Origin of the sequence: Synechococcus sp. CBW1002 (genome assembly GCF_015840915.1) — a bacterium.
Lineage (GTDB): Bacteria > Cyanobacteriota > Cyanobacteriia > PCC-6307 > Cyanobiaceae > CBW1002.
In genome coordinates, this window is sequence record NZ_CP060398.1 from 67,279 (window position 1) to 92,290 (window position 25,012).

Here is a 25,012-nt window from a genome sequence, read left to right on the forward strand (position 1 = left end):
CCCGAGGAAGGCAGATTAGGCAGAGATCGGCCCGCTGCCCCTTCATGGCACGACCCCGCTGGCAAGCTCAGGTCCCACGCCCCCGCAGCACCCTCGCCCTGGCGTGGGATCGCTTTGTGGCCCTGTGGGCAACGGTGAATCTTCTGTGGGTGGCCTTTGATCTCACCTACATCCCCCTGCGCAATTTCTGGCTGCAGCGCAATCTGTATCCACTGCAATCCCTGCCCCTGCGGGTGCCGGTGCCCTTTCTGCCGGATCTCACCCCCCTGGTGGATCCGATCAAGGGCATCGAACCCCACCGCGAAACCCAGGCCTACCTCGATCAGTTCGAGCGCCTGGATCACTCCCTGCAGACCGGCGCATCCCCAAAGGGAAGCTCACCAGCAGACAGCTTCAGCGCTGAGCAGCGGCGGCTGCTGGCGAAGCAGGTGAAGCTGACGCAGCAGATGATCGACAGCAATCCCTTCCTGGCCGCCAACGCCTCCGGCACACTCGAGAAGATCAAGAATCTGCTGCGGCAGCGGGCCGACGAGACCTCGGCCAAACAGGCCTCGGCCGAACTGCTCGATCCGGCCTGGCTGAGCAGCCACCCCTGGGCCACGGAGCGGGTCTTCTGGCGGGAGCAGCTCCTGCCCCTGGTCGCCACCAACTATTGGCGGTCGATCGACGAAAACGGCCGCCCCACCGACCACTTCTGGTTCTACGACCTGGTGCTGTTTCAGAGCGTCTTCGCCCTGGACATCCTCCTGCGCTGCCTGCGGATCCGGCGGCGACTGCCCGGGCTGAGCTGGAGGGATGCGCTGCTGCGACGCTGGATTGATCTGCCCTTGCTGCTGCCCTTCTGGCGCTGGCTGCGCCTGGTGCCTGTGGTGGAACGCCTGCAGTCCAGCGGCCTGATCAACATCGAGCCGCTGCGGGCAGTGATCAGCCGCGGGGTGGTGGCGATGCTGGCGGTGGAACTGTTTGAGGTGCTGTCCCTGCAGCTGGTCGACGGGATCCAGCAGCTTGTGCGCTCGCGGCGGTGGCCTGAGCGGCTTCGGGCCCTGCGCAGCCACCAGAGCGTGATCAGCCCCGACGAACAGGAACTGGTGGAGCTGGTGCGCATCTGGGCACCGCTGCTGCTCAACCAGGTGGCGCCCCGGTTGGAGCCAGAGATCCAGGGAGTTCTGGGGCATGCCCTGCAGCAGAGCCTGCAGAACACGATCGTGCCGGGGCCGCTGCGGCGGATTCAGCTGCTGATGCAGATGGAGCAGGGGCTGAGCCGGCAGCTGGCCAACGGCATGGTGGAAAGTCTGCTGGACGTCTCCCGAGGCACCGGCGAGCGTCTGCAGCGCCGGGATGATCTACAGCTGGAGCTGCTGCAGCGCTTCATCGACCGCTTCTGGGAAGAACTGGCCTCCGCCCTCGAAAATGGGGAGGCACTGCTGCGATCCCAGGCGCTGCTCTGCTCGCTGCTGGAGCAGCTGAAGCGGACCTACCTCGGCCAGATCAACCGAGCCAGCATCGAGGCCCTCATCGAGGAGCTCGAAGAAATCACCCTGCCATCCTCACTGGCTGGCCATGACGGAACCATTCAAGGAGCAGGAGGCGTTGAGACTGATCCAGGCGACACAGGCAGACAGGGGCAGAAGCCGAAGCGCGGAGGACGGTGACGACTGGATGGCTGCCTGCCCATGGCCACGACAGAGCCTGAACCACAGGGAGCCTGAGCCTCAGGCATCCAGACAGAAGGTCTGCCACTCTTCAAGCGAGAAGCCGGTCAGGATCCGCCCGTCGCCGCGCACCAGGAAGGGCCGCTTGATCAGCTTGCCATCCGCTTCCAGGGCATCAAGGGCAGCCTCATCATCCATGGCCTTGACAGCCGCTGCACCGAGAGCCCGATAGCTCTGCCCACTGGTGTTGAACAGGCGACGGCGACCGAGCTGCTCCAGCGCCGCCGCCAGTTCCAGGCGTGTGGGAGGGGTGAGGGTGATTTCAAGCAGCTCAGGCTTGAGGCCCTGGCTGGCCAGCCACTGCTGGGCCTTGCGGCAGGTGGAGCACTGGGCATAGGCGTAGAGACGCCAGCCGCTCACTTCTTGCCGACCAGAGCCTTGAGTGCACCCACCAGGCTGTTGGAGCCCTTGCCCACGCCTGCATCAGGGCGGGTACGGACGGTCACGTCCCCGTTGACGGCCGTGCGGCAGCTGAGGCGGTAGTTCGCCGGACGATCAGCCAGGTACACCTCCTCGACATCACTGCGGGGGGAGAGATTGCGCTGGCCCTCGAGCACCTCGACCACGCAGGTGCCGCACTGGCCAAGGCCGCCGCAATTGTTGACGTTGTTGAGGCCCTTGTAAGGGTTGATGCCCGCATCCAAGGCTGCCTTACGAAGATTGGCTCCTTCGATGCAACCGACCTGCTGGCCTTCGCGTTCAAAACGGATGGTGGGCACGGTCGATCCGGGGGGAATGGGCGCCGCCCAACTTAGGGCACCCACCGCAGCATCCCCTGCAGTTACGGCCGGCCTGAAACGGAGTGTTGAGGAGGCAAAGCGCCCGTAGCATCGCGGCTCACCCTCCAATCCGCACCAGCCGTGGTCGAGGAACGCCAGAGCGACACCAGCCACCCGGCCGATAATGACGGTTACGAGCGGGTGGTCCAGCGGCTGATCCCGGGTTACGCCAGCCTGGCCCGCCTGGCCGTGGCCCTGCTGGCAGCCTCGCCCTTGGCCAGCCGTGAGGGAGCTGCCATCCTTGTGGCCGGCTGCGGTACGGGTTCCGAACTGCTCGAAGCCCAGGCTCAGCGACCCGATTGGAGCCTCACCGCCACCGATCCCTCCGCCGAGATGCTGGCCATCGCCCGGGGCCGGCTCTTAGGCGGCGGCAGGATCGACTGGCGCCAGAGCACGGTTGAAGCACTTGCCGAGGACGAGGCGTCGCAGGGACGCTTTGCCGGCGCCCTTTCGGTGCTGGTGTTGCAGTCGCTCCCTGATGACGGCAGCAAGCTGGCCTTCCTCAGCGCCCTCTGCCGCAGCCTGCAGCCGGGCGGTCAGCTTGTGCTGGTGGATCGGATGCAGCCGGAGCGTTCCCCCTTGCGGAAGCAGGTCGAGGCTGCCTGGATCGGCTTCCAGGAGGCCAGCGGCCTTGATGCAGCCGCCGAGGAGCTGGCGCCTCTCACGGAGCAGACCCACCCGATCGGCCTGGCCCGGCTCGGCGCCCTGGTGAACGCGGCGGGATTCAGTGATCCTGCCCGGATCTTTCAGGCTCTCAACTACGAAGGCTTCATGCTGCAGCGAGCACGTTGAGGAAGTCGTGATGCAGCCCCCACCCGCTCTCAGGGATCCAGGGATGGAACCGAGATGGGGGTGTTGGCAAGCTGGGCAGCTTCCATACAACGCTGCAGCAGAGCGGGTACTTCCACCACATCCAGCCAGCCGGTGATGGTGGTTTTGCGGCCCTCGATACTTTTGTAAGTGCGGAAGAATTCAGCCACATCCTCCAGCTGATTCGGTGAGATCTGGCGGATACTGCGCACGCCAACCTGACGCGCATCGGCGGCCGGCACGCAGAGCAACTTGCCGTCGTTGGCACCACAGTCGATCATGTCGAGGATGCCGATCGGGCGCGCAGTGATCAAACAACCGGCAAAGGTTGGCTCTTCCATGATCACCATGGCATCGAGCGGAGCGCCATCCTCCGCAAGGGTGTTGGGGACGAAGCCATAGTCGAAGGGGTAGCGCACCGAAGAGTGCAGCACCCGGTCGAGGGCCATGATGCCGGCCTCCGCGTTGTACTCATATTTGTTGCGACTGCCGGCCGGGATCTCAACGATCAGATTGACCAGTCCCGGTGCCGGACAGGCCGCCAGTTTGCTGAGATCCATGGCCCGTCTCGCGCAGGGGGATTGTCACGGCAGGCCCTGGAGCCGCGGCGGAAGGCAGCCAGGTGGGCCGTTGAGCCATCACGCTACCGAGGGGCACGAGAACGGTGGCAAGGGCGATGGTGAAGCCCAGAATGGGAGAGAGCGAGAGCTGGATCAGCCCCGGACTGGGGGGCTCCTCAAGGGATTCCTGACCGGTATCGAGACCGTCTTGCTTCTGATCTTCAGGAGTGGTCTGGAGCAAGGCCCCGATCAGTGAGGCGGTGGCAGGAGGAGGATGGTCCATGAAAAAGCGGAACCCACGAGCAAGTCAGCCGCGGCCGGAGGGGCAACTGACCTGAAGGGCCCTACCTGTGGCGACGGCTCAGCTGCGGAACTCATGGCACTGCCCTAAGGAGGGAATGAGGAGCCGCAGCAGCTGAAACACAGGAAGGGACGAACGGCCTGAGGGGTCCTGAAGACGGGGATGAAAGAAGGAACAGGAATCTTACGTCTCCCTGCAGGCAAGCGATGCATCCAGTTTGGCAACAACTCAAGCGCCTCATTTCAGTCCGCCGATTGAGCCAGTGCAGCTTCTGGCTCTGCGGATGTCACTACGGCAGATGTCGACGATGACGGATCGCTGGCGATTCCTCAGGCAGCTCGCTGGCGATTCCTCAGGCTGCCGGTCGCGCCTGATCAAAGCTGTCGCGGTGGGCAGGCGCAGGCAGGGGGGCTGAGCCCTCCTCGAACGCATCGAGACGGCTGCGGATCGCGCGCAGCTCATCGAGAATCGATGTGAGCAGCTGCTGGGTCGCGGTCGACGGCGAGTTGAGCACCTCCACGGTCACCTCCTTGATCCTCAGGACATCCCGGGCGAAGCGAGCCACCTCATGGGGATGGAACAGCAGCGGATCCTTCTGGTCGCTTCGGTACTCGGGATTGAGCTTGCGTGGATTGAAGGGGGGATTGAGGTTGCGCGGATCGGTGTTGGTGTAGCGATAGACCGAAGCCCTTGAACGGTTGAGCGCCTTCTGGACCTCATCAATGCCGATCAGTCCCTCCGGGGTAATCGCTGCAGCGGCCCCTGCGGCAGGCGGCTCCTGTTCGCTGGCGGGGCGATCAGGCCCGGACGCGGCCGGAACATATCCAGATGGAGCCACTGCCCCATAACCCACCCCTCGGGGCGGAGAAGGGGGAGTCGCAGCAGGGGCACTGCGCAGGCCCGGTGCCAGACCGGTGAAACCGCTGGCCACCGCCGAAACAGGCGCCGCAGCGCTCGAAGCCAGCCCTCCCGCTCCACCGTTTGTTCCTGGGAAGGGTGGCATGAGACGACAGTTAGACAGGTGGGAAACGCGCCAGACGCTAGCAGAGCTTTCCAGGTGTGCCAGGGGCTCCGCCGTGGGATCAGGCCCCTTCAGCAACCGTCCCGCTCACCCTTGCAGGATTCTTCGACCATCAGTCAGGCCCTGGGCAGTGGTAATTTCCCAAATCCACTGCCCCACAACGATGCGCGTCTCCCGCCTGATGCTGGTGACGCTCCGGGACGATCCGGCAGAAGCTGAGATTGCCTCGCACAAGCTGCTGTTGCGGGCCGGATACATCCGCCGCATCGCCTCGGGCATCTACGCCTATCTCCCCCTGCTCTGGCGGGTGCTGCGCAAGGTTGCGACGATCGTGCGTGAGGAGCTGGACGCCACCGGGGCCCTCGAGACACTGCTGCCCCAGCTCCAGCCTGCTGATCTCTGGGAGAGAAGTGGTCGCTGGGCCGGCTATACCGCCGGCGAGGGAATCATGTTCCACCTGGAGGATCGCCAGGGCCGCGAGCTGGGCCTCGGCCCCACCCATGAAGAGGTGATCACCGCGCTGGCGGCAGAGCTGCTGCGCTCCTACCGGCAGCTGCCGGTGAACCTCTACCAGATCCAGACCAAGTTCCGCGATGAGATCCGCCCCCGCTTCGGCCTGATGCGGGGGCGCGAATTCATCATGAAGGATGCCTATTCCTTCCACGCCAGCGAAGCCTGCCTCAGGGACACCTACGCAGCGATGGATCAGGCCTACCGCCGCATCTTCAGCCGATGCGGGCTGCGGACCGTGGCGGTGGAAGCCGACAGCGGCGCCATCGGCGGCTCGGCCAGCCAGGAATTCATGGTGACCGCCGAGGCCGGCGAAGACCTGATCCTCACCAGCCCCGACGGCCGCTACGCCGCCAATCAGGAGCGGGCCGTCTCCCTGGCACCCGAAGCGGTGGCGCTCACGGACCAGCCCTGCCAGGAGCTGAGCACGCCGGGGCAGACGACGATCGAACAGCTGTGCAGCGGGCATGGCTTCGATCCGAGCCAGATCGTCAAGGTGCTGCTGCTGCTGGCTCGCTTCGCCGATGGCGCTGACCAGCCCCTGGTGGTGAGCCTGCGAGGAGACCAGCAACTCAACGAGGTCAAGCTGGCCAATGCCGTTCAGGCCCGCCTGGGGGCGGAACGGGGCAGCCTGCTCGAGCTGGCCCCGCTCACGGCCGATCAGCTGGAGCGCCAGGGACTGGCGCCCCTTCCCTTCGGCTCCCTCGGCCCGGATCTGAGCGATGCGGTTCTGTCTGGAGCCCGGGACTGGACCCCGCGCTTCCTGCGGCTCGCCGACGGAACCGCCGCCTCTCTGCAACGCTTCGTCTGCGGGGCCAACCGCCTCGACACCCACCGCGTCGGTGCTCGCTGGGGGCCATCCAACCCCTGTCCGGAGTCCCTGGATCTGCGCGCCGCCCAGCCTGGCGACCGCTGCCAGCACGACCCGAGCCAGGAACTGGAGGCGGCCCGAGGCATCGAAGTGGGCCACATCTTCCAGCTGGGCCGCAAGTATTCCGAGGCCCTCGACGCCCGTTTCACCGCCGAGAGCGGAGCCGACGAGGCCCTGTGGATGGGGTGCTACGGCATCGGGGTCTCGAGGCTGGCCCAGGCCGCGGTGGAACAGAACCACGACCGCAACGGCATCTGCTGGCCCGTCTCGATCGCGCCCTTCGAGGTGATCGTGGTGGTGGCAAGCAGCCAGGACAGCCAGCAGGTGACCCTGGCTGAGCGGCTGTATGGCGAGCTGCAGGAGGCGGGCCTGGAGGTGCTGCTGGATGACCGCAACGAGCGCGCCGGCGTCAAGTTCAAGGATGCGGACCTGATCGGCATCCCCTGGCGCGTAGTGGTGGGCCGCGGCGCCGCTGACGGCCAGGTGGAGCTGGTGGAACGCGCCGGCGGCAACAAGCGAGATCTCAGCGCCGACGAACTCCTGGCCGAACTGCTGCCCCGGATCCAGGCGGGCCGCCAGGGTCTGCGCAACCCGGCCCAGGGCTGAGCGCTGGCCTGGCGATGCCCAATCCCTAGGATTCCCCAACCCTTTGCCCATTCCCCATGGCTGCCTTCTGGCAACGCGTCCAGCACCGGTTGCGTGCTGTGCTGGTGGCTCTGGGTCTGTGCCTGGCGCTCGGGCTCACGGCCTGCAGTGGAGCCTCCTCGGGCCTGAGCGGCAACTATGTGGACGACACCATGGCCGTGGCGCAGAGCCTCCTGACCACGATCGCGATCCCGCAGGACGATCCTGGACACGCCGCCGCCGAGACCGAGGCCCGGGCCCTGATCAACAGCTACATGGCCCGCTACCGGCCCCAGAGCAGTGTCAATGGCCTGAGCTCGTTCACCACCATGCAGACGGCGCTCAACTCCCTGGCCGGCCACTACACCAATTACGCCAATCGGCCCCTGCCCGATGCCCTGAGGGAGCGGCTGGAGAAAGAGCTGCAGAAGGCCGAACGCAACGTTGTGCGAGGCACCTGATCCCCCTGTCCTCGCTCAGCCCGTCGAGCTGCCCCCCAGGACGGCGTCAATCCAACGACGAGCACACGCCGTTCCAGTCTGGGCAGCTTTTTCTGTCTGCGGGTCGCAGGATTCATGGCGGCGGCCTGCGAAGTCAGGCCCGAAAAAATCTGTTGGCGAAAGGGAGGGATGGAAACCGGCTCACCAGGGCGGTCGACCCAGGGATTTTGACGAAAAGCCACCTGATCTGAGAGGCTTTCGGATTGTGCTTTGAAGCGGCTTCGGGCCGCTGTGTTCTTCCTTGGCCAACGTTGTCGTCATCGGTGCGCAGTGGGGTGACGAGGGGAAGGGAAAGATCACGGATCTGCTGAGCCGCTCCGCCGATGTGGTGGTGCGCTACCAGGGAGGCGTCAACGCCGGCCACACGATCGTGGTGGATGGTCGGGTGCTGAAGCTGCACCTGATTCCCTCCGGAATTCTCTATGCCGACACCACCTGCCTGATCGGCTCAGGCACGGTGGTGGATCCCAAGGTGATGCTGGTCGAGCTCGACATGCTGCTCGGCCTGGGCATCGATGTGAGCGGCCTGCAGCTGGCGTCCACCGCCCATGTGACCATGCCTTACCACCGCCTGCTGGATCAGGCGATGGAACAGCGGCGCGGCGATCGCCGCATCGGCACCACCGGCCGCGGCATCGGCCCCACCTATGCGGACAAGGCCGAACGCAACGGCATCCGGGTGATCGATCTTCTCGATGAGACCCGGCTGCGCGACCGGCTCGCCGGCCCCCTGGCCGAGAAGAACGAGATCCTCCAGAAGCTCTACGGCCTCGAACCGCTCGATTTCGAGGCGGTGGTGGCCGAATACGTGGGCTACGGCCAGCGCCTCGCCCCCCACGTGGTGGAGTGCACCCGCACCATCCATGAAGCGGCCCGGGCCCGCAAGAACATCCTGTTCGAGGGCGCCCAGGGAACCCTGCTCGACCTGGACCATGGCACCTACCCCTACGTCACCTCCTCCAACCCGGTGAGCGGTGGGGCCTGCATCGGAGCCGGCGTGGGTCCCACCCTGATCGACCGGGTGATCGGCGTGGCCAAGGCCTACACCACCCGCGTCGGCGAAGGCCCCTTCCCCACCGAACTGGAGGGCAGCCTCAACGACCACCTCTGCGATCGTGGCGGCGAGTACGGCACCACCACCGGCCGCCGCCGCCGCTGCGGCTGGTTCGACGGCGTGATCGGTCGCTACGCCGTACAGGTGAACGGGCTCGACTGCCTGGCGATCACCAAGCTGGACGTGCTCGATGAGCTCGACGAGATCCAGGTGTGCGTCGCCTACGAACTCGACGGCGAGCGCATCGTCCATTTCCCCAGCAGCTCCGAAGCCTTCGCCCGCTGCAAACCGATCTACGAGACCCTGCCCGGCTGGCAGACCTCAACCGCCGACTGCCGCAGCCTCGACGATCTGCCCGGCACCGCGATGGCGTACCTCCGCTTTCTCGCCGAACTGATGGAGGTACCGATCGCCATCGTGTCGCTCGGCGCCAGCCGGGATCAGACGATCGTGGTCGAGGATCCGATCCACGGTCCCAAGCGCGCCCTCCTGAACGTCTGAGGTATCGCCATGACGACCAAATCCTTCGACGTGGTGGGCATCGGCAACGCCATCGTGGACGTGCTGGTGCAGGCCGACGACCGCTTTCTCGGCGACCATGGCCTCACCAAGGGCACCATGGCCCTGATCGATGAGCAGCAGGCCGAGCAGCTCTACGCCAGTGTCGGGCCTGGCCTGGAGACCTCCGGCGGCTCCGCCGCCAACACCCTGGCCGGCATCGCCCAGCTGGGCGGCCGAGCCGGCTTCATCGGCCGGGTGCGGGATGACCAGCTCGGAGCGATCTTCAGCCACGACATCCGCTCGGTGGGCGCTCATTTCGACACCCCCGCAGCCCGCAGCGGCCCCTCCACGGCCCGCTGCCTGATCCTGGTCACCCCCGATGCCCAGCGCACCATGTGCACCTATCTGGGGGCATCCGTTGGGCTTGATCCCACCGACCTCGACCTCACCCTGGTGAGCCAGGCCAGGCTGCTTTACCTGGAGGGCTACCTCTGGGACAGCGAAGAGGCCAAGCGCGCCTTTCTGGCCGCGGCCGAAGCCATCCGCGCCACTGGCGGCGAGGTGGCCCTGAGCCTCTCCGATGCCTTCTGCGTAGAACGGCACCGCGACAGCTTTCTCGAGCTGGTTGATGGTCACGTCGATCTGCTGTTCGCCAACGAGATGGAGATCACGGCCCTCTACCGGGCCAACAGCTTCGAGGAGGCCGCCGATCAGGTGCGGGGCCGCTGCAAGGTGGCGGCCCTGACCCGCAGTGAACAGGGCTCCCTGATCCTCAGCGGCGACACCACGATCCAGGTGGAACCGGTGGTGCTGGGCAACCTGATCGATACAACCGGAGCCGGGGACCTCTACGCCGCCGGCTTCCTGTACGGCTACACCCGCGGCGAGAGCCTGGAGCGCTGCGGACGGCTCGGATCGCTCTGTGCCGGTGCGGTGGTGACCCAGCTGGGTCCGCGCCCCCAGGGCTCACTCAAGGACCTGGTGGCGTCCCACCTGGGTTGAGTGGAGCTTCGCCAAGCCCGCAGCTCTCGGCCAGCCAGCGCCCGTAGGCGGCACTGGCCGCCACGGGCCAGTGGATCCACTCGGGCGTGTCGTAGCTGTGCAGGGCCCGCACGGCGCTCTCCAGGTCGACCAGGCGGGAGGCATGGGTCTTGAGCAGCAGCTGCACCTCCTCAGCGGTTTCGATCGCCCCCTGCCAGCGGTAGATCGAACGGAGCGGCGTCAGGGCGACACAGGCAACCAGCCGCCGTTCCACCAAGACACGAGCCAGGGCCTGGGCCCTCTCGACATCGGCCTCCGTGGTGAGGGCCAGCACCAGGGAAGCGGGGCCGGCGGAGCCATCCGCGCTGGGTTCAGGCTGGGGACCCTCGGCCGGCAGATGGCCAGCCTGCGGCATGGCGGCCGGCGGAGGATCCGCCTGTTGCATGGCGGCTGCCTGGGGGCAACCGGTTTTGCTGGACTCCATGGCGGGCATGGGGGGCTTCAGATGCTGCCCATGCTGGAGCGGCTCAAGCGGGCCAGCCGATCCGCTCCAGCAAAGTCGCCCAGGCGAGGCCCTGGCGCGCATGTGGTTCCTGTGGAGCGCGCAGCAACAGCAAGTGCAGTCCGAGATCCGCCGCCAGCGTTCGCCAGAGGGTTTCGGTGCGCCCGCCGGACTGGCGGCAGAGCACGTGACTGATCGCCCAGCGGCGACACAGGGCCCGTTCCACCGCGGCACCGACGGCGGGCCGCAGACAGGCGATCCTCTCGGGGGGCAAGCCAGCCGCCAGGGCCAAGGCCAGGGCACTGGGAGCCGGCAGCACCCGGGCGAAGTGGCGCGCTCCTTCACTGGAGGCCAGCGCCTCGGGTAACTGCCGCGAGCCGATCGCCAGCAGCAGCCGTCGGCCCTGCCAGGGACCGCACCCCTCGAGGGCAGACACCCCCTCCAGCAGCAAAGGCTCTGGAGAGGACGGCTTTGGCGTGGTCGGCCATGGTGCACCACTGGCCGACGCCGGCTCCAGTGCAGGCTCCCGCGCAGGGTCGGCCCGCAGCAGGCGCAGCAGGGGCTGCTCCAGGGCAGCGCAGGCCCTTTGCAGCTCGTCTGAGATCCGCACCGCAAAGGGATGGCTGGCATCCACGACCCAGCGGAAGGGGCGCCCCTTCCGCTGGGCCTCCTGCAACACCTGCGCCACACCCTGCGGCCCGAGGGCGCCCACCCCAATCTCCAGGGCGGGATGGGGGGCATAGGCGCGCACGGCCGCGGCCGTGACCACATTCACCTGCACCCGCCAGCCGCGTTGCAGCAGAGCGGCCGCCAGCGGCGGCCCTTCGCCCGTGCCAGCCACCAACCAGAGACGATCCTTAGCCACAGGGGCAGCGACAGGGCTTGAGCGGTGCATCAGGATGGGGCGATCAACCGGCCGGCGGGGCGTGAATCACTGTTTGCTTGAAGTGGAGGTGCTGGAGGCTCCCCAGATCCGCTACACCCAGGACAACCAGACCCCGATCGCCGAGATGGCGGTGCGGCTCGATGGCCTGCGGCCCGATGATCCGCCGGGGCAGCTGAAGGTGGTGGGCTGGGGCAACCTCGCCCAGGATCTGCAGAACCGGGTCCAGGTGGGCCAGCGGCTGGTGCTGGAAGGTCGACTGCGGATCAACACCGTGAGCCGACCCGATGGGGTCAAGGAGAAGCGGGCGGAATTCACCCTTTCGCGGCTGCACCCGATCGGACCGGACGGCAGCAGCTCTGGCGGACCGGCACTGGGCGGCGCTGGCATGGCCCCAGCAGCGGGCCCTGGGATGGCTGGCGGCCAACGGCCAGCGGCGGCGGCGCCCCAACGCCGCACGGCTGGTGGGCCGGAGGCCCGCACCGCGGCCGCCGCCGCCACTCCACCGCCACCCACCTGGAACACCTCTCCCCTGGTGCCAGACCTGCCGGACGACGACGACATCCCCTTCTGAATCAGGCCAGCCCAGCAATCGTCCGCCCAACGATCAGCTCTTGGGGAATCGCTCGCCGGCCTGATCAAGCAGCTGGCCGAGTTCCCGCTCCAGAGCGGCCAGATCCAGCCGCCACTGGGGCCAGAGGCCGGCATCGATCTGGCGCAGAAGCCAGAGCCGGTCGGCCTGCAGCTGGCTGATCAGGTCGGCGGTGCTCATCCCAGGGGTACTCGGATCGGCAATACCTGGATCGCCAACCGCCGCTGCGGTTCCCGCAGCGGCGTCGGCGCTGACATCAGCGGCGCTGGCGGCAGCGGCGTTCGGAGCGGTCACGGCAGAGCGGGATGGAGTCCATCGCCATCCTGCTACCCCCTGCAGGAGGATGGCGACATGCAAGCGCTCACATCCCCCGGCAGCCTGGTGACGATCGCCGGCGCCGCCCTCACGGTGATCGGCTCGATCGCCTACGCCACGGACAGCCCCAACCTCAGCCTGGCCGGGGTGTTTTACGGGGTGCCCGTCCTACTGGGTGGGCTGGCCCTGAAGTCGTCGGAGCTGCCCCCTGCCCAGCGCCTGACCCCAGCCAGTCAGTACAAGGCACTGCGCCAGCAGGAGGCCAACGAGCCGCTGCGCAAGTTGCTGGGCGACGTGACCCGCTGGCGCTACGGCCAGAAAGCACACCTGGAAAGTTCCCTCGAAGCCCTCAAGCTCTGGGACGACGATGCCCCTCCCCAGCTGCTCAGCATCGCCGAGCTCGAGCAGAACGGCGGCTACGGCCTGCGGCTGCGCTTCAGCACCGGTGCCGTGCCCTATGACCAGTGGGAAGCACGCCAGGACCGGCTGGGCCGCTTCTTCGGGCCGGGCCTGCAGGCGGAGCTGAGCCGGCTGGGCGGCGATCAGATCCAGCTCAGCCTCCTGCCGGCCGCTGCTGGCCCAGAAACCACCCCCGACGTCTGACGTCCAGTCCTGACCGGGCCGCTGGCCACGCCACGACCAAGGGGTACATGACTTGAGGCCCGAGGTCCAACGCCCAACGCCAACCGAAGCCGCGTCGACGGACCGCGTCCCCCCACTCTCTCCCCACCCTTTCCTCCAGACCGTTGAGCACCGAACCCTCGATCAGCCATCAGGACACCCTGCGGGTGTCGGTTCTCAGTGAGGCGCTGCCTTACATCCAGCGCTTCGCCGGACGGCGCATCGTGGTCAAGTACGGCGGCGCCGCCATGGTGCAGGAGGAGCTGCGCGATGCCGTGTTCCGCGATCTGGCCCTGCTGGCCTCCGTCGGCGTTCAGCCGGTGGTGGTGCACGGCGGCGGCCCGGAGATCAACCAGTGGCTCGGGCGCCTGGCGATCGAGCCCCAGTTCCGCGATGGCCTCAGGGTTACCGACGCCGCCACCATGGACGTGGTGGAGATGGTGCTCGTTGGACGGGTCAACAAGCAGATCGTGAATGGCCTCAACCAGGTGGGGGTGCGGGCGGTGGGCCTCTCCGGCAGCGATGGATCCCTGGTGCGGGCCCGTCCCTACGGCGACGGTGATCACGGCCTGGTGGGTGATGTGGCTGCTGTCGATCCCGCCGTGCTGCGGCCGCTGCTCGACAACGGCTATGTACCGGTGATCTCCAGCGTGGCCCCCGATTCCGCTGGCCGGGCCCACAACATCAATGCCGACACCGTGGCCGGGGAGCTGGCCGCCTCACTCCAGGCTGAAAAACTGATTCTGCTCACCGACACGCCGGGCATTCTGCGGGACCGGCACGACCCGGCCTCGCTGCTGCGCCAGCTCACCCTCTCCGAGGCGCGGGCCCTGATCGCCGAGGGAATCGTCGAGGGGGGCATGACCCCCAAGACCGAGTGCTGCATCCGTGCCCTGGCCCAGGGGGTCGCCGCCGCCCACATCGTCGATGGCCGTGTCCCCCACGCCCTGCTGCTGGAGGTGTTCACCAACTCCGGCATCGGCACCATGGTGGTGGGCAGCTCCCGCACCCTGCAGAAAGACTGACGACACCGCCATGGAGGGCTTGAGCGGAGCGGGACTGGCGGACGACCCTCTGGCGGCGGCCCGCCGCGGCCTTGAACGGGGCGACTATGGCCAGGTACTGCGCCTGCTGGAGCCGCTCGCGACCCTGCATTCACCGCGCACCGCCCTGGGCGGAGAGGTGCGGCTGCTGATGACCACGGCTCTGATGGGTCAGGGGCAGAGCGAACGGGCCCAGGCCTGCTGCCGTGAGCTGCTGCGCTGCAACGACCCCCTGCTGCGGACCCAGGCGCGGGATCTGCTGCTGGTCCTGGAGGCCCCAGCGCTCAGCCGCCCCCGCGATTGGTCCCTCACCCTTCCCGAGCTTGGAGATGCGCCCTCTCTGGAGGGCAGCCGGGCTGCCGCGCTGCGGCGGCGGGCCAACAGCGGCCCACCGCCCCCACCGCCACCGCCGGTGGGGGCCACCCGCGCCCCGATCGGCTTCGCGGCCCTGGTGATTGCCCTGGTGCTGCTGGCCCTCGGCCTGGGCGGCTGCATGCAGGTGCGCAGCGACCTCCACTTCGAAGGACCGGGTCGACTCCGCCTGGAGCACCATCTGCGCAGTGACAGCGGCCGCATCACCCCCTGGCAGCGCCAGTTCGCGCTGGCCCTGGAAGCCGAGGGTTTTCGCCACGACCGCAGCGGCGGCGAGGAGCAGCTGATCGGATCCGTCCAACCGGCCTCCGCCGCCCTGGCCCAGCTGGCCCGCAACCTGGAGCTCGCCTCTCAGCTGGGTGGCGTCCCTCTGCCTCCACCCCAGCTGGTCCTGCGGGAGCGCAACTGGGGCCTGGGGGTGCGGCAGGAGCTGCAACTGGAGCTGGATCTGCGCAACCTCGCCACCGTTCCAGGCCTGGATCTGGGCCTGAACCTCGCTCCGGTGCGGCCTTCGGCCGTGCGCCTGTCCACCCCGCTGGCCACCCGGTCATCGCGGCAACCTGGAGGGCAGCTCTGGCCCCTGCAGGCCGGGGCCCTCAACAGGCTGGAGTTGCGCTGCTGGCGCTGGAGCCCATTGGGGCTGGGCGGCGCCTCGATCCTGCTGCTGCTGCTGCTGGTCTCCCTGCTGCAGTGGCTGCGACGACGGGCGGGCTTCGGCTGGCCGGAGCTGCCGGCCTGATCGATCTCCGGAACCAGCCGCGCTCAGAGGCTGAGGGGGTCGGGATCGATCGCCAGGCTCACCCCGGCCGGCAGGGTCTGGCGGAGCTCCGCCTCGGAGGGCAGGGGCAAGGGTGTGCCCGCCGGTCCATGCAGGAGCAGTTGCCAGCGGCTGCGCCCCGCCACCCGGGCGACTGGAGCAGGCGCAGGCCCCACCAGCATCCAGCCCGCCGTCAGGAGTGTGGGGCGCAGATGCTCGGCCAGGGCGGAGGCTGCCGTGGCCGTGGCCGTGGCGCTCGGCCCGGCCAGGCGCAGCAGGCAGGCGCGGCTGAACGGCACCAGGCCCGCCTGGCGGCGCAGGGCCAGCTCCTCGACCAGAAACTGCTCGTAGCGCCCATCCACCAGGTGCCGGATCACCGGATGCTCCGGGCAGTAGGTCTGCACCAGCACCTCGCCGGGTCGCTCACCACGGCCGGCCCGGCCGGCCAGCTGCAGCAGCAACTGCAGGCTCAGCTCGCTGGAACGCAGATCGGGGCGATGCAGCAGCCCATCGGCGGCCAACACCGCCGCCAGGGTGACCCGCGGAAGATCCATCCCCTTGGCCAGCATCTGGGTGCCCACCAGCACGTCGGCGTCACCGGCGGCGAAGCGCTCGAGCAGGCGGCGGTGACCGTCGCGGCCGCGGGTGGTGTCCCGATCGAAACGCAGCACCCGCAGGCCCTCGAGCTCAGCGGCCAGCTGCTCCATCACCCGCTGGGTGCCGGCACCGAAGGGCTTGAAGGCAGTGGAACCGCAATGGCCGCAGCGATGGCTGATCGGGCTGCGGTGATCGCACCAGTGGCAGCGGAGCCACTCATGGCCGGCGCCATCGGCACGGGCACTGCGGTGCACGGTGAGGGCCACGTCGCAGTGGGGGCAGAGCACCACCTCACCGCAACTGCGGCAACTGAGAAAGGAGCGGTAGCCACGCCGCGGCACCAGCACCACGGCCTGTTCACCGCGTTCCTGCAAGGTCTGCAGACGCCCCATCAGGGCCCGGCTGAGCAGGCGTCGATGCCCCTCGACCAGCTCCATCCGCATGTCCACCACCCGCACGGGCGGCAGCGGCCGGGCCCCGATCCGCTCGGGCAGGCGCAACAGCCGGGTGTCGGCGGCCTCGCCCTGGCAGCGCAGCCAGGTTTCCAGCGACGGCGTGGCACTGCCGAGCACCAGCCGCGCACCAGAGCCAGACAGCCGCAGCCGGGCCACATCGCGGGCGTGATAGCAGGGCATCGGACTCTCCTGCTTGTAGGAGTCGTCGTGCTCCTCATCCAGCACGATCAAACCGAGACGGGGCAGCGGCAGAAACACCGCCGAGCGGGTTCCCACCGCCACCAGGGCCACGGGCTCGGCAGCCGCCTCCAGACAGCTCCGCCAAACCCGCACCCGCTCGGCGTCGCCCATGCCGCTGTGATATTCGAGCACCTGCGCGCCGAACCGCTGGCGGCAACGGTCCAGCAACTGGGGGATCAGGCCGATCTCCGGGGCCAGCAGCAGCACGCTCTCCCCCCTGGCCAGGCAGGCGGCCGCCGCCTGCAGATAGACCTCGGTCTTGCCGGCCCCCGTCACACCCCAGAGCAGCAGGGCCTGGGCAGGGGCCGCCGCTTCGATCGCCGCGACGGCCTCCTGCTGGGCCGGCGTCAGCCGATGCCCGCCGGGGTCATCGGACGAAGACGAGGCAGGCGGTGGGCAACGGCGCAGCAATCCCCGCCGCTCCAGGGTGCGCAGAACCGCCGGCGAACAGCCCTCCACCGCCTGGAGGGCCGTCAGTGGCAACTGGCCTCCCCCCTCGGCCAAGGCCTGCAGCAAACGGCCCTGCCGTTCGGTGGTGGAAACAGGAGCAGCCGGATGCTCGGCCGGCAACGCGACCCAGCTGCGTGCCAGGGCCCGGGCGGCGGCCCCCACCGAGGCACGGCTGAGCGAAGTCTTGCGGCGCTGGCCCAGCCAGCCGGCCGGCAAAGCGCTCTTGAGGGTTCGGAACAGACTGGTGTGGCACTGATCGGCCACCTGGGCGATCCAGGCACGCCAGCGTGGGTCTACGGCGGCAGGCTGCAGCAGCTCCAGCACCGGCTCCAGGGTGCGGCCCAGAAGCTCGGGGGGAACCTCGACGAGGGTCTCCACCACCAGACCGCCATGACGCCGACCCTGCAGGCGTACCGCCACCAGATCCCCTGGCCCCAGAACGAGCCGATCGGGATTGGCATAGGTGAACACCTGCCCCTCCCGACCGGCCTCGAGCCACACCTGCACGAAGCCGTGCACCAGATCAGGGGCGTCAAAAACGGACAGGGAAGTTGCGGCTGTCTCCCTGTCTTCTTAAGATAATGGCGTTGAGCAGTTTCAAAGCTGCTGTCGGAACCCGACAGAGTTCCGTCCAGAGGGAAGACCCGAAGTGCAGGACCATCCTTGAGATCAGGTCCTCCAGGTCTGCGACCACCCCTGACAGCACTGTCTCGGCTCCGTTCTCCATCCTCTCCCCCATCGGTCAGGTTCTCAGCCTTCGATCAGGTTCCCCGCACGTCCTGCGACCGGTCCGCTCCAGCGGTTCGGTCACACCATGCTTCCAGGCACCGTTATGCCTGTGGAGCCGCAGTGACGGTCCGGCCGGCAGTTCTGCTGCCGCATCCTTCCCGCTTGCTCTCTTCTGGGCAGACCGGGGAAGACCCAAGGGAACCGGCCCTGGGCTCATCTGGCTTTCAGAGCGCTGAACGACCTGACTCGACCGCGTTTGATTCTGAACCGAACCGTTCCGCAGGGCTCCTGACCCGGGGCCTCCACCTGCCGATTGCCTCGTCCTGTCGTCAGGGCGCTCTCGATCGGACGACTCCTGACATCCCTGATTGTCCTGATGTTCCACCGGTGCGTTCCACCGGAATGAACGTCCCGATCCCCCAGCCTCGCTCCACCCACACCATCGTCTTGCCGCATCCGATGAGCCCAGTCGCCGCCCAGCCCACCGCCAAAGCCAAGTCCGCCGCGCCGGAGATCCTGATGGTGGCCAGCGCGTCCGGGGAGTCGGTCATCGTCAAGACACCTCCCGCCGCCGAGGCCGACCTGGATGCCGCCAAAGCCAGCAAGGCCAAGCCGCGGGCCAGTCGCACCTCCAAGAGCGCCGAAACGGGCAGCGAGGAGAAGAAGGCCAGCACCACCAAGAGCAGCAGCCGCAAGAGCAGCGCCAAGGACACGACCGCAAAAGCCGCCAAGAGCAGCGCCACCAAGGCAAGCGCCAAGAGCGCTTCTGCCAAGACCCCTGCTGCCAAGACCGCTGCCACCAAGGGAGTGTCCCGCAGCAGCAAGGCCAAAACCGCAGAGGTGGCCGGAGCCCCCGCCAACCTGGACCTGGCGGCCGATGAGCTCCTGACCAGCAGCAGCACCGAAGCGGACGCCGAGAAGAAATCAGCCAAGGACGCCAAGGCCCTCGCCAGCATCAAGGTGGGGCCGAAGGGCGTCTACACCGAGGATTCGATCCGCGTCTATCTGCAGGAGATCGGCCGCATCCGCCTGTTGCGCCCTGATGAGGAGATTGAGCTGGCCCGCAAGATCGCCGACCTGCTTCAGCTTGAAGAACTGGCCAGCCAGTTCGAAGCCGACAAAGGCCACTACCCCGATACCAAGGAATGGGCTGTCCTGCTGGACATGCCGGTGATCAAGTTCCGGCGTCGACTGATGCTCGGCCGTCGTGCCAAGGAAAAGATGGTGCAGTCCAACCTGCGCCTGGTGGTGTCGATCGCCAAGAAGTACATGAACCGGGGCCTGAGCTTCCAGGACCTGATCCAGGAAGGTTCCCTCGGCCTGATCCGGGCCGCTGAGAAATTCGACCACGAGAAAGGTTACAAGTTCTCCACCTACGCCACCTGGTGGATTCGCCAGGCCATCACCCGCGCCATTGCCGATCAGAGCCGCACCATCCGCCTGCCGGTGCACCTGTACGAGACCATCTCCCGCATCAAAAAAACCACCAAGACCCTCTCCCAGGAATTCGGCCGCAAGCCCACCGAAGAGGAGATCGCGGAATCGATGGAGATGACCATCGAGAAGCTGCGCTTCATCGCCAAGAGTGCCCAGCTGCCCATCTCCCTGGAGACCCCGATCGGCAAGGAGGAGGATTCCCGCCTCGGCGACTTCATCGAAGCCGACATCGAGAATCCCGAGCAGGACGTGGCCAAGAATCTCTTGCGCGAAGACCTCGAAGGCGTGCTGGCCACCCTCAGCCCACGCGAGCGCGATGTGCTGCGCCTGCGGTACGGCCTCGACGACGGCCGCATGAAGACCCTTGAGGAGATCGGCCAGATCTTTGATGTGACCCGCGAGCGCATCCGCCAGATTGAGGCCAAGGCCCTGCGCAAGCTCCGCCATCCCAACCGCAACGGCGTGCTCAAGGAATACATCAAGTGATCCTGAGCCTGGTGAGCCTGGAGCGCCCGTTCACCCCTTGAGCGCACTCCCCTCGTCCGAGCCGGCCCCTGCGATGGCGGCGCCGGCCCCAGTCCGCGTCTCGATCGTGCTGCCCACTTACAACGAGCGGGGCAACATCGAGCCTTTGCTGGCTCAGTTGCTGCCGCTGCGCCGCCAGTTCGATCTCGAGATCCTGGTGGTGGACGACGACTCCGCCGACGGCACCGCCGAACTGGTGAGGCAGCTGGCCCATGGCGAACCGGCGATCCGACTGATCCGCCGGGTCGGCCGGGCCGGCCTGGCCAGCGCCATCAAGGAAGGGCTGCTGGATGCCACCGGAGATCTGGCGGTGGTGATGGACAGCGACGGCCAGCACGAACCGGGTTCGGTGCTGCGTGCTCTCGAGACGCTGCAGGCCGGCGAGCTCGATCTGGTGATCGGCAGCCGCTTCCACCCCGGGGCCGAGATCCGCGGTCTCAGCGGCCGCCGGGAGACCGGCTCCACCTGGGCCAACAGCGTGGCCCGCTTCAGCCTGGCCCGAGCCTATGGGCCGCTGAGCGATTTCATGAGCGGCTTCTTCGCGCTGCGGCTCGACAGGGTGCTGCCCCTGATCCGCGCCGTGGACGTGAACGGTTTCAAGTTCCTCTACGAACTGCTGGCCGTCAGCGGCGGCCGCCTCAGGGCCGCCGAGATCCCACTCACGTTTCAGCCGCGCAGCTACGGCAGCTCAAAGCTCGATCTGGCGGTGTTCTGGGACTTCCTGATCTCGATCCTGCACAGCCTCAGCTTTCGGCTGCTGCCCCGACGGGCGATCAGCTTCGGTCTGGTGGGGATCAGCGGTGTGGCGGTGCAGCTGCTGATGACCGCCCTGCTGATGGCCGGCGACCGCCTGAGCTTCAAACAGGCCCTGCCTGTGGCCGTGGTGGCCGCCGCCAGCTCGAACTATCTGATCAACAACGCCCTCACCTTCCGCTTTCAGCGGTTGCGGGGCCTGGGATTGCTGCGGGGCCTGCTCAAATTCCTGCTGGTGGCGTCCCTGCCGGTGCTGGCCAATGTGGGCCTCGCCTCGGCCTTCTACAGCTTCGTCTCGCCCGACACTTTCTGGGCCCAGCTGGCCGGCATCGTGGTGGTGTTTGTCTGGAACTATGCCGCCTCCTCCCGCTTCGTCTGGAACACCCCCTGAAGCGGCCCGCTCTTCAACCTGCCGGCCCGGAGGCGGAGCCTTAACCTGTCGATCACAATCGGCAGCGTGGCTGGATTGCAGAACCTGGCTGATGTTCAGAGTGCTGGATTGAAGAGCAGGCTGAGCGTGCTGGAAGACCAGCCGATCCGGCTGGCGTTGCTGGCAATCGTGGGGCTGATCGGGCTCTGCTGGCTGGCTTTCTTCAACGGCCTCGGCTCCCTCGGGCTGATGGACAAGACCGAGGCCCTCTTTGTGGAAGTGGGCCATCAGATGCTGCTGCGCAACGACTGGGTCACACCCTGGTGGAACGACAGCACGTTCTTCGACTATCCGGTCTGGGGCTACTGGATGGTGGCCCTGAGCTTCCGTCTGTTCGGTGTCTCCGAAGCGGCGGCGCGGCTGCCGGTGGCAGTGGCCGCCAGTGCCGTGGTGCTGGCCACATTCGGCCTGCTGCTGCTCTGGGCGCCCGCTGGGGAATCGCGGCTGAAGGCTGTGGCGCGGGCGGGTGTGGCGGCCGGAGTTCTGGCCACCACACCCGCCTGGATCGGCTGGGGCCGCACATCCACCACCGACATGTTTCTGTCCAGCGCCATCACCCTGGCGCTGTTCAGCTATCTGGTGGCGGAGCGGGATCCGTCCAACCGGCGCCTGATCGCAATGGGCCGGGTGGGCATGGCCTGCTTTGTCGGCATCGCCGTGCTGGCCAAGGGCCCGGTCGGCCTGTTGCTGCCTGCCATCGTGATCGGCGCAGACCTGCTGGTGCGGGGCCATTGGTCCCGTTGGCTGCGGCCCTTCCCCCTGGCCGCGATGACCCTGCTGTTCTGCGGCATCGCCCTGCCGTGGTATGCCGCCGCCACGGCGGTCCATGGCCAGGCGTTCCTCGGGGGCTTCCTCGGTTTCAGCAACCTGGAACGCTTCACCAGCGTGCTCTATGACCACCCTGGACCGCCCTGGTTCTACCTCCCCTGGCTGCTGCTGCTGCTGCTCCCCTGGTCGCCGTTCCTGCCCCAGGCGATCGCCCGGGCCGCCCCCTGGCCGCTGGCCCGGGCACGCCAAGCCGACGCCCCGGCCCTGCCGGCGATCCTGCTGCTGTGGCTGGTTTTGATCGTGGCGTTCTTTTCGGCCGCCGCCACCAAACTGCCGGGGTACATCCTGCCGGCCATTCCAGCCGCCAGCCTGCTGGTGGCCTTGCTGTGGCATCCCCTGAGCACCGATCGACGGGACCGGCAGGCTCCCCCGACCTGGGCCTTCGCCAGCTGGTTGAACATCGCTTTGCTGGCTGGAGGTTCCGCCGCGGCCGCCCTGGCACCCAGCTGGGTCAGCCGCGATCGGGCCTTTCCCCAGTTCGCCGCCGCCTTGAGCGCCTCAGGATTACCCCAGCTGCTGGCGGTGCTTCTCGGCCTGGCCGCCCTGGTGGGCCTGGCCTTGATGCTGGGCCGCCGCAACGACTGGATCTGGCTTCCCAATCTGGCGGGCTTCCTGGCTGTCCTATTCGGAGTGGTGGCACCCCTTGGTCCCCTGCTGGATCGGGAACGCCAGCTTCCCCTGCGTGAGCTGCAACAGCTGGCGGGCAGCCAGAGCCGCCCGGATGAACCCCTGTGGGTGGTGGGCACCATGCGCTACAGCACTCTCTTCTATGGCGGACGGTCGGCCGTGTTCCTCGGGGATGCCAGCGACGTCAAGGATCTCTGGAGACAGGATCCCTCCCTGCTCGCCATTCAGCCCGCCAGCGTCAGCGCCCTTCTGCTGGGCGACCGGCACAAACTCGATGGCTTCGCTCTGCCGGCCGATCGGGTTGAACGGCTGGGTCAGCGCGGGGTTCAGGAGCTCTGGCGGGTCTCCCTGGACGAGCTGCGTCCGCGCAAGCGATCCCGCAACCGGAAGGCCTCCTGATGGCGCGCCTGTCCCTTCCACGGCCCCAGCTCCGCTGGAGCGACGTTCTGACGGTTCTGATCTGCATTGGACTGGTCAGCGCACTGGCGGCGAATCTGGATCCGAAAGAGCCGCCGCGGTTCGATGCAGCGGTGCTCGACTGGATCAGCGAAAGCATCCGCGGCCCCCTGCGGGCAGTTCTGGTTCAGGTGTATCGGGTCAGTGGCGTGGGCTTCACCTTCGTGCTGGTGCTTGCCGCCCTGTTCTATGTGTCGTTCAAGCGATGGTGGCGGGATCTGGCCATGCTGGTGGTGGCCACCGCCGGCATCCTGCTGATCGTGGACCGGATGCTGAAACCGTTCTTCGATCGCTCCAGACCGCCTGAGAAATTGCTGGTGGTGGACGGACGCAGCTTTCCCAGTGGCCATGCCGCCGGCGGGGTGGTGTTCTATTTCGCCATGGTGACGATTCTGGCGGCGCACCATCCACGGCTGCGCTGGCCGCTGACGCTCGGGGCGGGATTGTGGGTGGCGCTGGTGTGGCTGAGCACCCTGGTGGTGCGGGCCCATTGGCCCAGCGACCTGATCGCCGGCGGAGCCGTGGGCCTCGCCTGGCTGACGGTCTGCCTGTCAATCTGGCGCAACCCTGCCGATTCCTCCTCCTGATGGCTGTCGCTGCCCTGGTCGACCTGCGCGGACTGCGCACCGCCCCCAGCCTCACGGAGGCTGAACGGCAGGTGCTGCGTCAGGAGCTGCAGGAGCGGCTGGCCGCCTGCGACTGGTTCACCGTGGGGGTGATGGCCCCGTGGGCCGCTGCTGCGACAGCCACCCTGCGCCACTGCGAAGCCGCCCTGGACTGGAGCCCCCTCGCCCCCCTGAATGGCCATGACCCGCAGGGCGGCACCGGCGCAGCGGCGGCCGAGGCTGGGCCGGTCTTTCTCAAGGGCAACCAGAACACCGGCACCTTCAGCCTGCGTCAGGAGAACGGCCTGGGCGAAGGACTGCTGATCAGCGGCCACAGCCCCGCCGATCCGGAGGCAGAGGACACCTGGGGACCACTACCCCTTGATTTCTTCGGCTGAACGCCCGCCGGTTCTTCGGCTGAACGCCCGCCGGGATGACTGATCAGCTGCTGGATTCATGCGTCAGCAGCTGGATTGATGCATCGGCAGATCACGGAGCATCGCGCTGCTGGCTGACGAGAGCGGGCCGGTCCTTAGGCTGGGCGGCTGTTGATCGGCAGCTCGACTGCCAACCGAAGGTTTTCGATGGCCGGCTCCACCCTGCGCATTGCCTCCCGCCGCAGCCAGCTCGCCATGGTGCAGACCCACTGGGTGCGCGATGAGCTGGCCAAGGCCCATGGCGGCCTGGAGATCTCGATCGAAGCGATGGCCACCCAGGGAGACAAGATCCTGGATGTGGCCCTGGCCAAGATCGGCGACAAGGGGCTGTTCACCAAGGAACTGGAAGCCCAGATGCTGGTGGACCAGGCCGACATCGCCGTTCACAGCCTCAAGGATCTGCCCACCAACCTGCCCGAGGGGCTGATGCTGGGCTGCATCACCGAACGGGAGGATCCGGCCGATGCCCTGGTGGTGCACGAGACGCACAGGGACAAGACCCTGGCCACCCTGCCGGAGGGAGCTGTGGTGGGCACCAGCTCGCTGCGCCGTCTGGCCCAGTTGCGGCACCACTATCCGCACCTCGTCTTCAAGGATGTGCGCGGCAATGTGATCACCCGCCTCGAGAAACTCGACTCCGGCGAGTTCGACTGCCTGATTCTGGCGGCAGCCGGCCTGGGTCGCCTCGGCCTTGGCGACCGCATCCACGAACTGATCGACCCGTCGATCTCTCTGCATGCCGTGGGCCAGGGCGCCCTGGGCATCGAGTGCCGCGAGGGTGACGAGGCCGTGCTGCAGCAGATCAAGGTGCTGGAGCACACCCCCACTGCCCGCCGCTGCCTGGCGGAGAGGGCCTTCCTGCGGGAACTGGAGGGCGGCTGCCAGGTGCCGATCGGAGTCAACACCCGCTTCGAGGGGCCGGACGGCAGCGGCGACCTGGTGCTCACCGGCATGGTGGCCAGCCTGGATGGCCTACGCCTGATCCGCGACGAGGCCCGTGGCCCCCAGGAGGATCCGGAAGCGATCGGCATCGCCCTGGCCCACACGCTCAAGCAGCAGGGCGCCGGCGAGATCCTGCAGGAGATCTTCGCCAGCGTTCGGCCCGAGGCCTGAAGCGGCGAGGCGGTCGCGGCC

Annotated in this window: 24 protein-coding genes; 16 read left to right on the plus strand and 8 right to left on the minus strand. The window is 67.6% G+C overall.

The window, feature by feature from the left end; genetic code table 11:
* Positions 1–44: 44 nt before the first annotated feature.
* Complete coding sequence (locus H8F24_RS00335; RefSeq protein WP_231597991.1) at positions 45–1,652, plus strand: hypothetical protein; 1,608 nt, start codon at positions 45–47, stop codon at positions 1,650–1,652.
* Between the two features lie 60 nt (positions 1,653–1,712).
* On the opposite strand, the gene H8F24_RS00340 is transcribed toward H8F24_RS00335, so the two are convergent.
* Both H8F24_RS00340 and H8F24_RS00345 read right to left on the minus strand, forming a co-directional pair.
* Entirely contained in the window at positions 1,713–2,072 is a 360-nt protein-coding gene (locus H8F24_RS00340; RefSeq protein ID WP_197170536.1) for a Spx/MgsR family RNA polymerase-binding regulatory protein, read from the minus strand.
* On the minus strand, positions 2,069–2,431 hold the full coding sequence (locus H8F24_RS00345; RefSeq protein WP_197156676.1) for a 2Fe-2S iron-sulfur cluster-binding protein: 363 nt from the start codon (positions 2,429–2,431) through the stop codon (positions 2,069–2,071). Before H8F24_RS00345 ends, H8F24_RS00340 begins: the two co-directional genes overlap by 4 nt.
* A 141-nt stretch (positions 2,432–2,572) precedes the next feature.
* On the opposite strand from H8F24_RS00345, the gene H8F24_RS00350 reads away from it, so the two are divergent.
* Positions 2,573–3,283, plus strand: a complete 711-nt coding sequence (locus H8F24_RS00350) for a class I SAM-dependent methyltransferase (protein WP_197170537.1) — start codon at positions 2,573–2,575, stop codon at positions 3,281–3,283.
* A gap of 29 nt (positions 3,284–3,312) precedes the next feature.
* Here H8F24_RS00350 and H8F24_RS00355 read toward each other — a convergent pair whose 3' ends face one another.
* On the minus strand, positions 3,313–3,861 hold the full coding sequence (locus tag H8F24_RS00355; RefSeq protein ID WP_197156679.1) for an inorganic diphosphatase: 549 nt from the start codon (positions 3,859–3,861) through the stop codon (positions 3,313–3,315).
* 653 nt (positions 3,862–4,514) lie between these two features.
* A complete protein-coding gene (locus H8F24_RS00360) occupies positions 4,515–4,910 on the minus strand; it encodes a hypothetical protein (RefSeq protein ID WP_197158870.1) in 396 nt (131 codons plus the stop codon).
* 436 nt (positions 4,911–5,346) lie between these two features.
* On the opposite strand from H8F24_RS00360, the gene H8F24_RS00365 reads away from it, so the two are divergent.
* From H8F24_RS00365 to H8F24_RS00380, 4 genes are all read left to right on the plus strand, one after another.
* Positions 5,347–7,170: a proline--tRNA ligase gene (locus H8F24_RS00365; protein WP_197156681.1), complete on the plus strand. Its 1,824-nt coding sequence runs from the start codon at positions 5,347–5,349 to the stop codon at positions 7,168–7,170.
* Between the two features lie 56 nt (positions 7,171–7,226).
* Positions 7,227–7,649, plus strand: coding sequence for a photosystem II protein Psb27 (gene psb27, locus H8F24_RS00370; protein WP_197170538.1), 423 nt, complete (start codon positions 7,227–7,229; stop codon positions 7,647–7,649).
* A 280-nt stretch (positions 7,650–7,929) separates the two neighbouring features.
* Entirely contained in the window at positions 7,930–9,243 is a 1,314-nt protein-coding gene (locus H8F24_RS00375) for an adenylosuccinate synthase (RefSeq protein ID WP_197156685.1), read from the plus strand.
* A 9-nt stretch (positions 9,244–9,252) separates the two neighbouring features.
* Positions 9,253–10,245: an adenosine kinase gene (locus H8F24_RS00380; RefSeq protein ID WP_197156687.1), complete on the plus strand. Its 993-nt coding sequence runs from the start codon at positions 9,253–9,255 to the stop codon at positions 10,243–10,245.
* On the opposite strand, the gene cutA is transcribed toward H8F24_RS00380, so the two are convergent.
* Together cutA and H8F24_RS00390 are read right to left on the minus strand one after the other, a co-directional pair.
* On the minus strand, positions 10,214–10,717 hold the full coding sequence (gene cutA, locus H8F24_RS00385; RefSeq protein ID WP_370594654.1) for a divalent-cation tolerance protein CutA: 504 nt from the start codon (positions 10,715–10,717) through the stop codon (positions 10,214–10,216). The two genes, H8F24_RS00380 and cutA, sit on opposite strands and share 32 nt — an antisense overlap.
* 34 nt (positions 10,718–10,751) lie before the next feature.
* Positions 10,752–11,567, minus strand: a complete 816-nt coding sequence (locus H8F24_RS00390; protein WP_231597992.1) for a precorrin-6A/cobalt-precorrin-6A reductase — start codon at positions 11,565–11,567, stop codon at positions 10,752–10,754.
* 85 nt (positions 11,568–11,652) lie between these two features.
* On the opposite strand from H8F24_RS00390, the gene H8F24_RS00395 reads away from it, so the two are divergent.
* Positions 11,653–12,183: a single-stranded DNA-binding protein gene (locus H8F24_RS00395; RefSeq protein ID WP_197156691.1), complete on the plus strand. Its 531-nt coding sequence runs from the start codon at positions 11,653–11,655 to the stop codon at positions 12,181–12,183.
* A 33-nt stretch (positions 12,184–12,216) separates the two neighbouring features.
* Here H8F24_RS00395 and H8F24_RS00400 read toward each other — a convergent pair whose 3' ends face one another.
* Positions 12,217–12,495 (minus strand): hypothetical protein, encoded by a 279-nt coding sequence (locus tag H8F24_RS00400; RefSeq protein WP_197172579.1) that lies wholly within the window; start codon positions 12,493–12,495, stop codon positions 12,217–12,219.
* Between the two features lie 57 nt (positions 12,496–12,552).
* Here H8F24_RS00400 and H8F24_RS00405 point away from each other — a divergent pair, with 57 nt between their 5' ends.
* The 3 genes from H8F24_RS00405 to H8F24_RS00415 all read left to right on the plus strand — a co-directional run bounded on the left by H8F24_RS00405 (position 12,553) and on the right by H8F24_RS00415 (position 15,291).
* Positions 12,553–13,119 carry a DUF2854 domain-containing protein gene (locus H8F24_RS00405; protein WP_197170540.1) on the plus strand — a complete coding sequence of 189 codons (567 nt, stop codon included), beginning with the start codon at positions 12,553–12,555 and terminating at the stop codon, positions 13,117–13,119.
* A gap of 143 nt (positions 13,120–13,262) precedes the next feature.
* On the plus strand, positions 13,263–14,162 hold the full coding sequence (argB, locus tag H8F24_RS00410) for an acetylglutamate kinase (protein ID WP_197170541.1): 900 nt from the start codon (positions 13,263–13,265) through the stop codon (positions 14,160–14,162).
* A gap of 10 nt (positions 14,163–14,172) precedes the next feature.
* On the plus strand, positions 14,173–15,291 hold the full coding sequence (locus H8F24_RS00415) for a DUF3153 domain-containing protein (RefSeq protein WP_197170542.1): 1,119 nt from the start codon (positions 14,173–14,175) through the stop codon (positions 15,289–15,291).
* A gap of 23 nt (positions 15,292–15,314) precedes the next feature.
* On the opposite strand, the gene priA is transcribed toward H8F24_RS00415, so the two are convergent.
* On the minus strand, positions 15,315–17,570 hold the full coding sequence (gene priA, locus H8F24_RS00420) for a primosomal protein N' (protein WP_231597993.1): 2,256 nt from the start codon (positions 17,568–17,570) through the stop codon (positions 15,315–15,317).
* Between the two features lie 669 nt (positions 17,571–18,239).
* Between priA and rpoD the strand changes: the two genes are divergently transcribed.
* From rpoD to hemC, 6 genes are all read left to right on the plus strand, one after another.
* Positions 18,240–19,703: an RNA polymerase sigma factor RpoD gene (rpoD, locus tag H8F24_RS00425; RefSeq protein ID WP_197170543.1), complete on the plus strand. Its 1,464-nt coding sequence runs from the start codon at positions 18,240–18,242 to the stop codon at positions 19,701–19,703.
* 73 nt (positions 19,704–19,776) lie between these two features.
* The gene (locus H8F24_RS00430; protein WP_197171884.1) at positions 19,777–20,886 is read left to right on the plus strand and encodes a glycosyltransferase family 2 protein; all 1,110 of its coding nucleotides are present in this window, start codon (positions 19,777–19,779) and stop codon (positions 20,884–20,886) included.
* Between the two features lie 108 nt (positions 20,887–20,994).
* Positions 20,995–22,779 (plus strand): glycosyltransferase family 39 protein, encoded by a 1,785-nt coding sequence (locus H8F24_RS00435; RefSeq protein ID WP_231597994.1) that lies wholly within the window; start codon positions 20,995–20,997, stop codon positions 22,777–22,779.
* Positions 22,779–23,423, plus strand: a complete 645-nt coding sequence (locus tag H8F24_RS00440) for a phosphatase PAP2 family protein (protein ID WP_197170544.1) — start codon at positions 22,779–22,781, stop codon at positions 23,421–23,423. The genes H8F24_RS00435 and H8F24_RS00440 overlap by 1 nt, the downstream gene beginning before the upstream one ends.
* Complete coding sequence (locus H8F24_RS00445) at positions 23,423–23,839, plus strand: DUF1824 family protein (RefSeq protein ID WP_197170545.1); 417 nt, start codon at positions 23,423–23,425, stop codon at positions 23,837–23,839. The genes H8F24_RS00440 and H8F24_RS00445 overlap by 1 nt, the downstream gene beginning before the upstream one ends.
* A gap of 186 nt (positions 23,840–24,025) precedes the next feature.
* Positions 24,026–24,991 carry a hydroxymethylbilane synthase gene (hemC, locus tag H8F24_RS00450; protein WP_197156705.1) on the plus strand — a complete coding sequence of 322 codons (966 nt, stop codon included), beginning with the start codon at positions 24,026–24,028 and terminating at the stop codon, positions 24,989–24,991.
* The last annotated feature ends 21 nt before the right edge of the window (positions 24,992–25,012 follow it).

What these genes read in the sequence shown, in the direction of transcription:
- H8F24_RS00440 (WP_197170544.1), top strand. Translation starts at nt 22,779, where the DNA reads ATGGCGCGCCTGTCCCTTCCACGGCCCCAGCTCCGCTGGAGCGACGTT.
- psb27 (WP_197170538.1), top strand. Translation starts at nt 7,227, where the DNA reads ATGGCTGCCTTCTGGCAACGCGTCCAGCACCGGTTGCGTGCTGTGCTG.
- H8F24_RS00405 (WP_197170540.1), top strand. Translation starts at nt 12,553, where the DNA reads ATGCAAGCGCTCACATCCCCCGGCAGCCTGGTGACGATCGCCGGCGCC.
- cutA (WP_370594654.1), bottom strand. Translation starts at nt 10,717, where the DNA reads ATGCCCGCCATGGAGTCCAGCAAAACCGGTTGCCCCCAGGCAGCCGCC.
- H8F24_RS00335 (WP_231597991.1), top strand. Translation starts at nt 45, where the DNA reads ATGGCACGACCCCGCTGGCAAGCTCAGGTCCCACGCCCCCGCAGCACC.
- H8F24_RS00430 (WP_197171884.1), top strand. Translation starts at nt 19,777, where the DNA reads ATGGCGGCGCCGGCCCCAGTCCGCGTCTCGATCGTGCTGCCCACTTAC.
- H8F24_RS00445 (WP_197170545.1), top strand. Translation starts at nt 23,423, where the DNA reads ATGGCTGTCGCTGCCCTGGTCGACCTGCGCGGACTGCGCACCGCCCCC.
- H8F24_RS00365 (WP_197156681.1), top strand. Translation starts at nt 5,347, where the DNA reads ATGCGCGTCTCCCGCCTGATGCTGGTGACGCTCCGGGACGATCCGGCA.
- H8F24_RS00355 (WP_197156679.1), bottom strand. Translation starts at nt 3,861, where the DNA reads ATGGATCTCAGCAAACTGGCGGCCTGTCCGGCACCGGGACTGGTCAAT.
- hemC (WP_197156705.1), top strand. Translation starts at nt 24,026, where the DNA reads ATGGCCGGCTCCACCCTGCGCATTGCCTCCCGCCGCAGCCAGCTCGCC.
- rpoD (WP_197170543.1), top strand. Translation starts at nt 18,240, where the DNA reads ATGAGCCCAGTCGCCGCCCAGCCCACCGCCAAAGCCAAGTCCGCCGCG.
- H8F24_RS00380 (WP_197156687.1), top strand. Translation starts at nt 9,253, where the DNA reads ATGACGACCAAATCCTTCGACGTGGTGGGCATCGGCAACGCCATCGTG.
- H8F24_RS00415 (WP_197170542.1), top strand. Translation starts at nt 14,173, where the DNA reads ATGGAGGGCTTGAGCGGAGCGGGACTGGCGGACGACCCTCTGGCGGCG.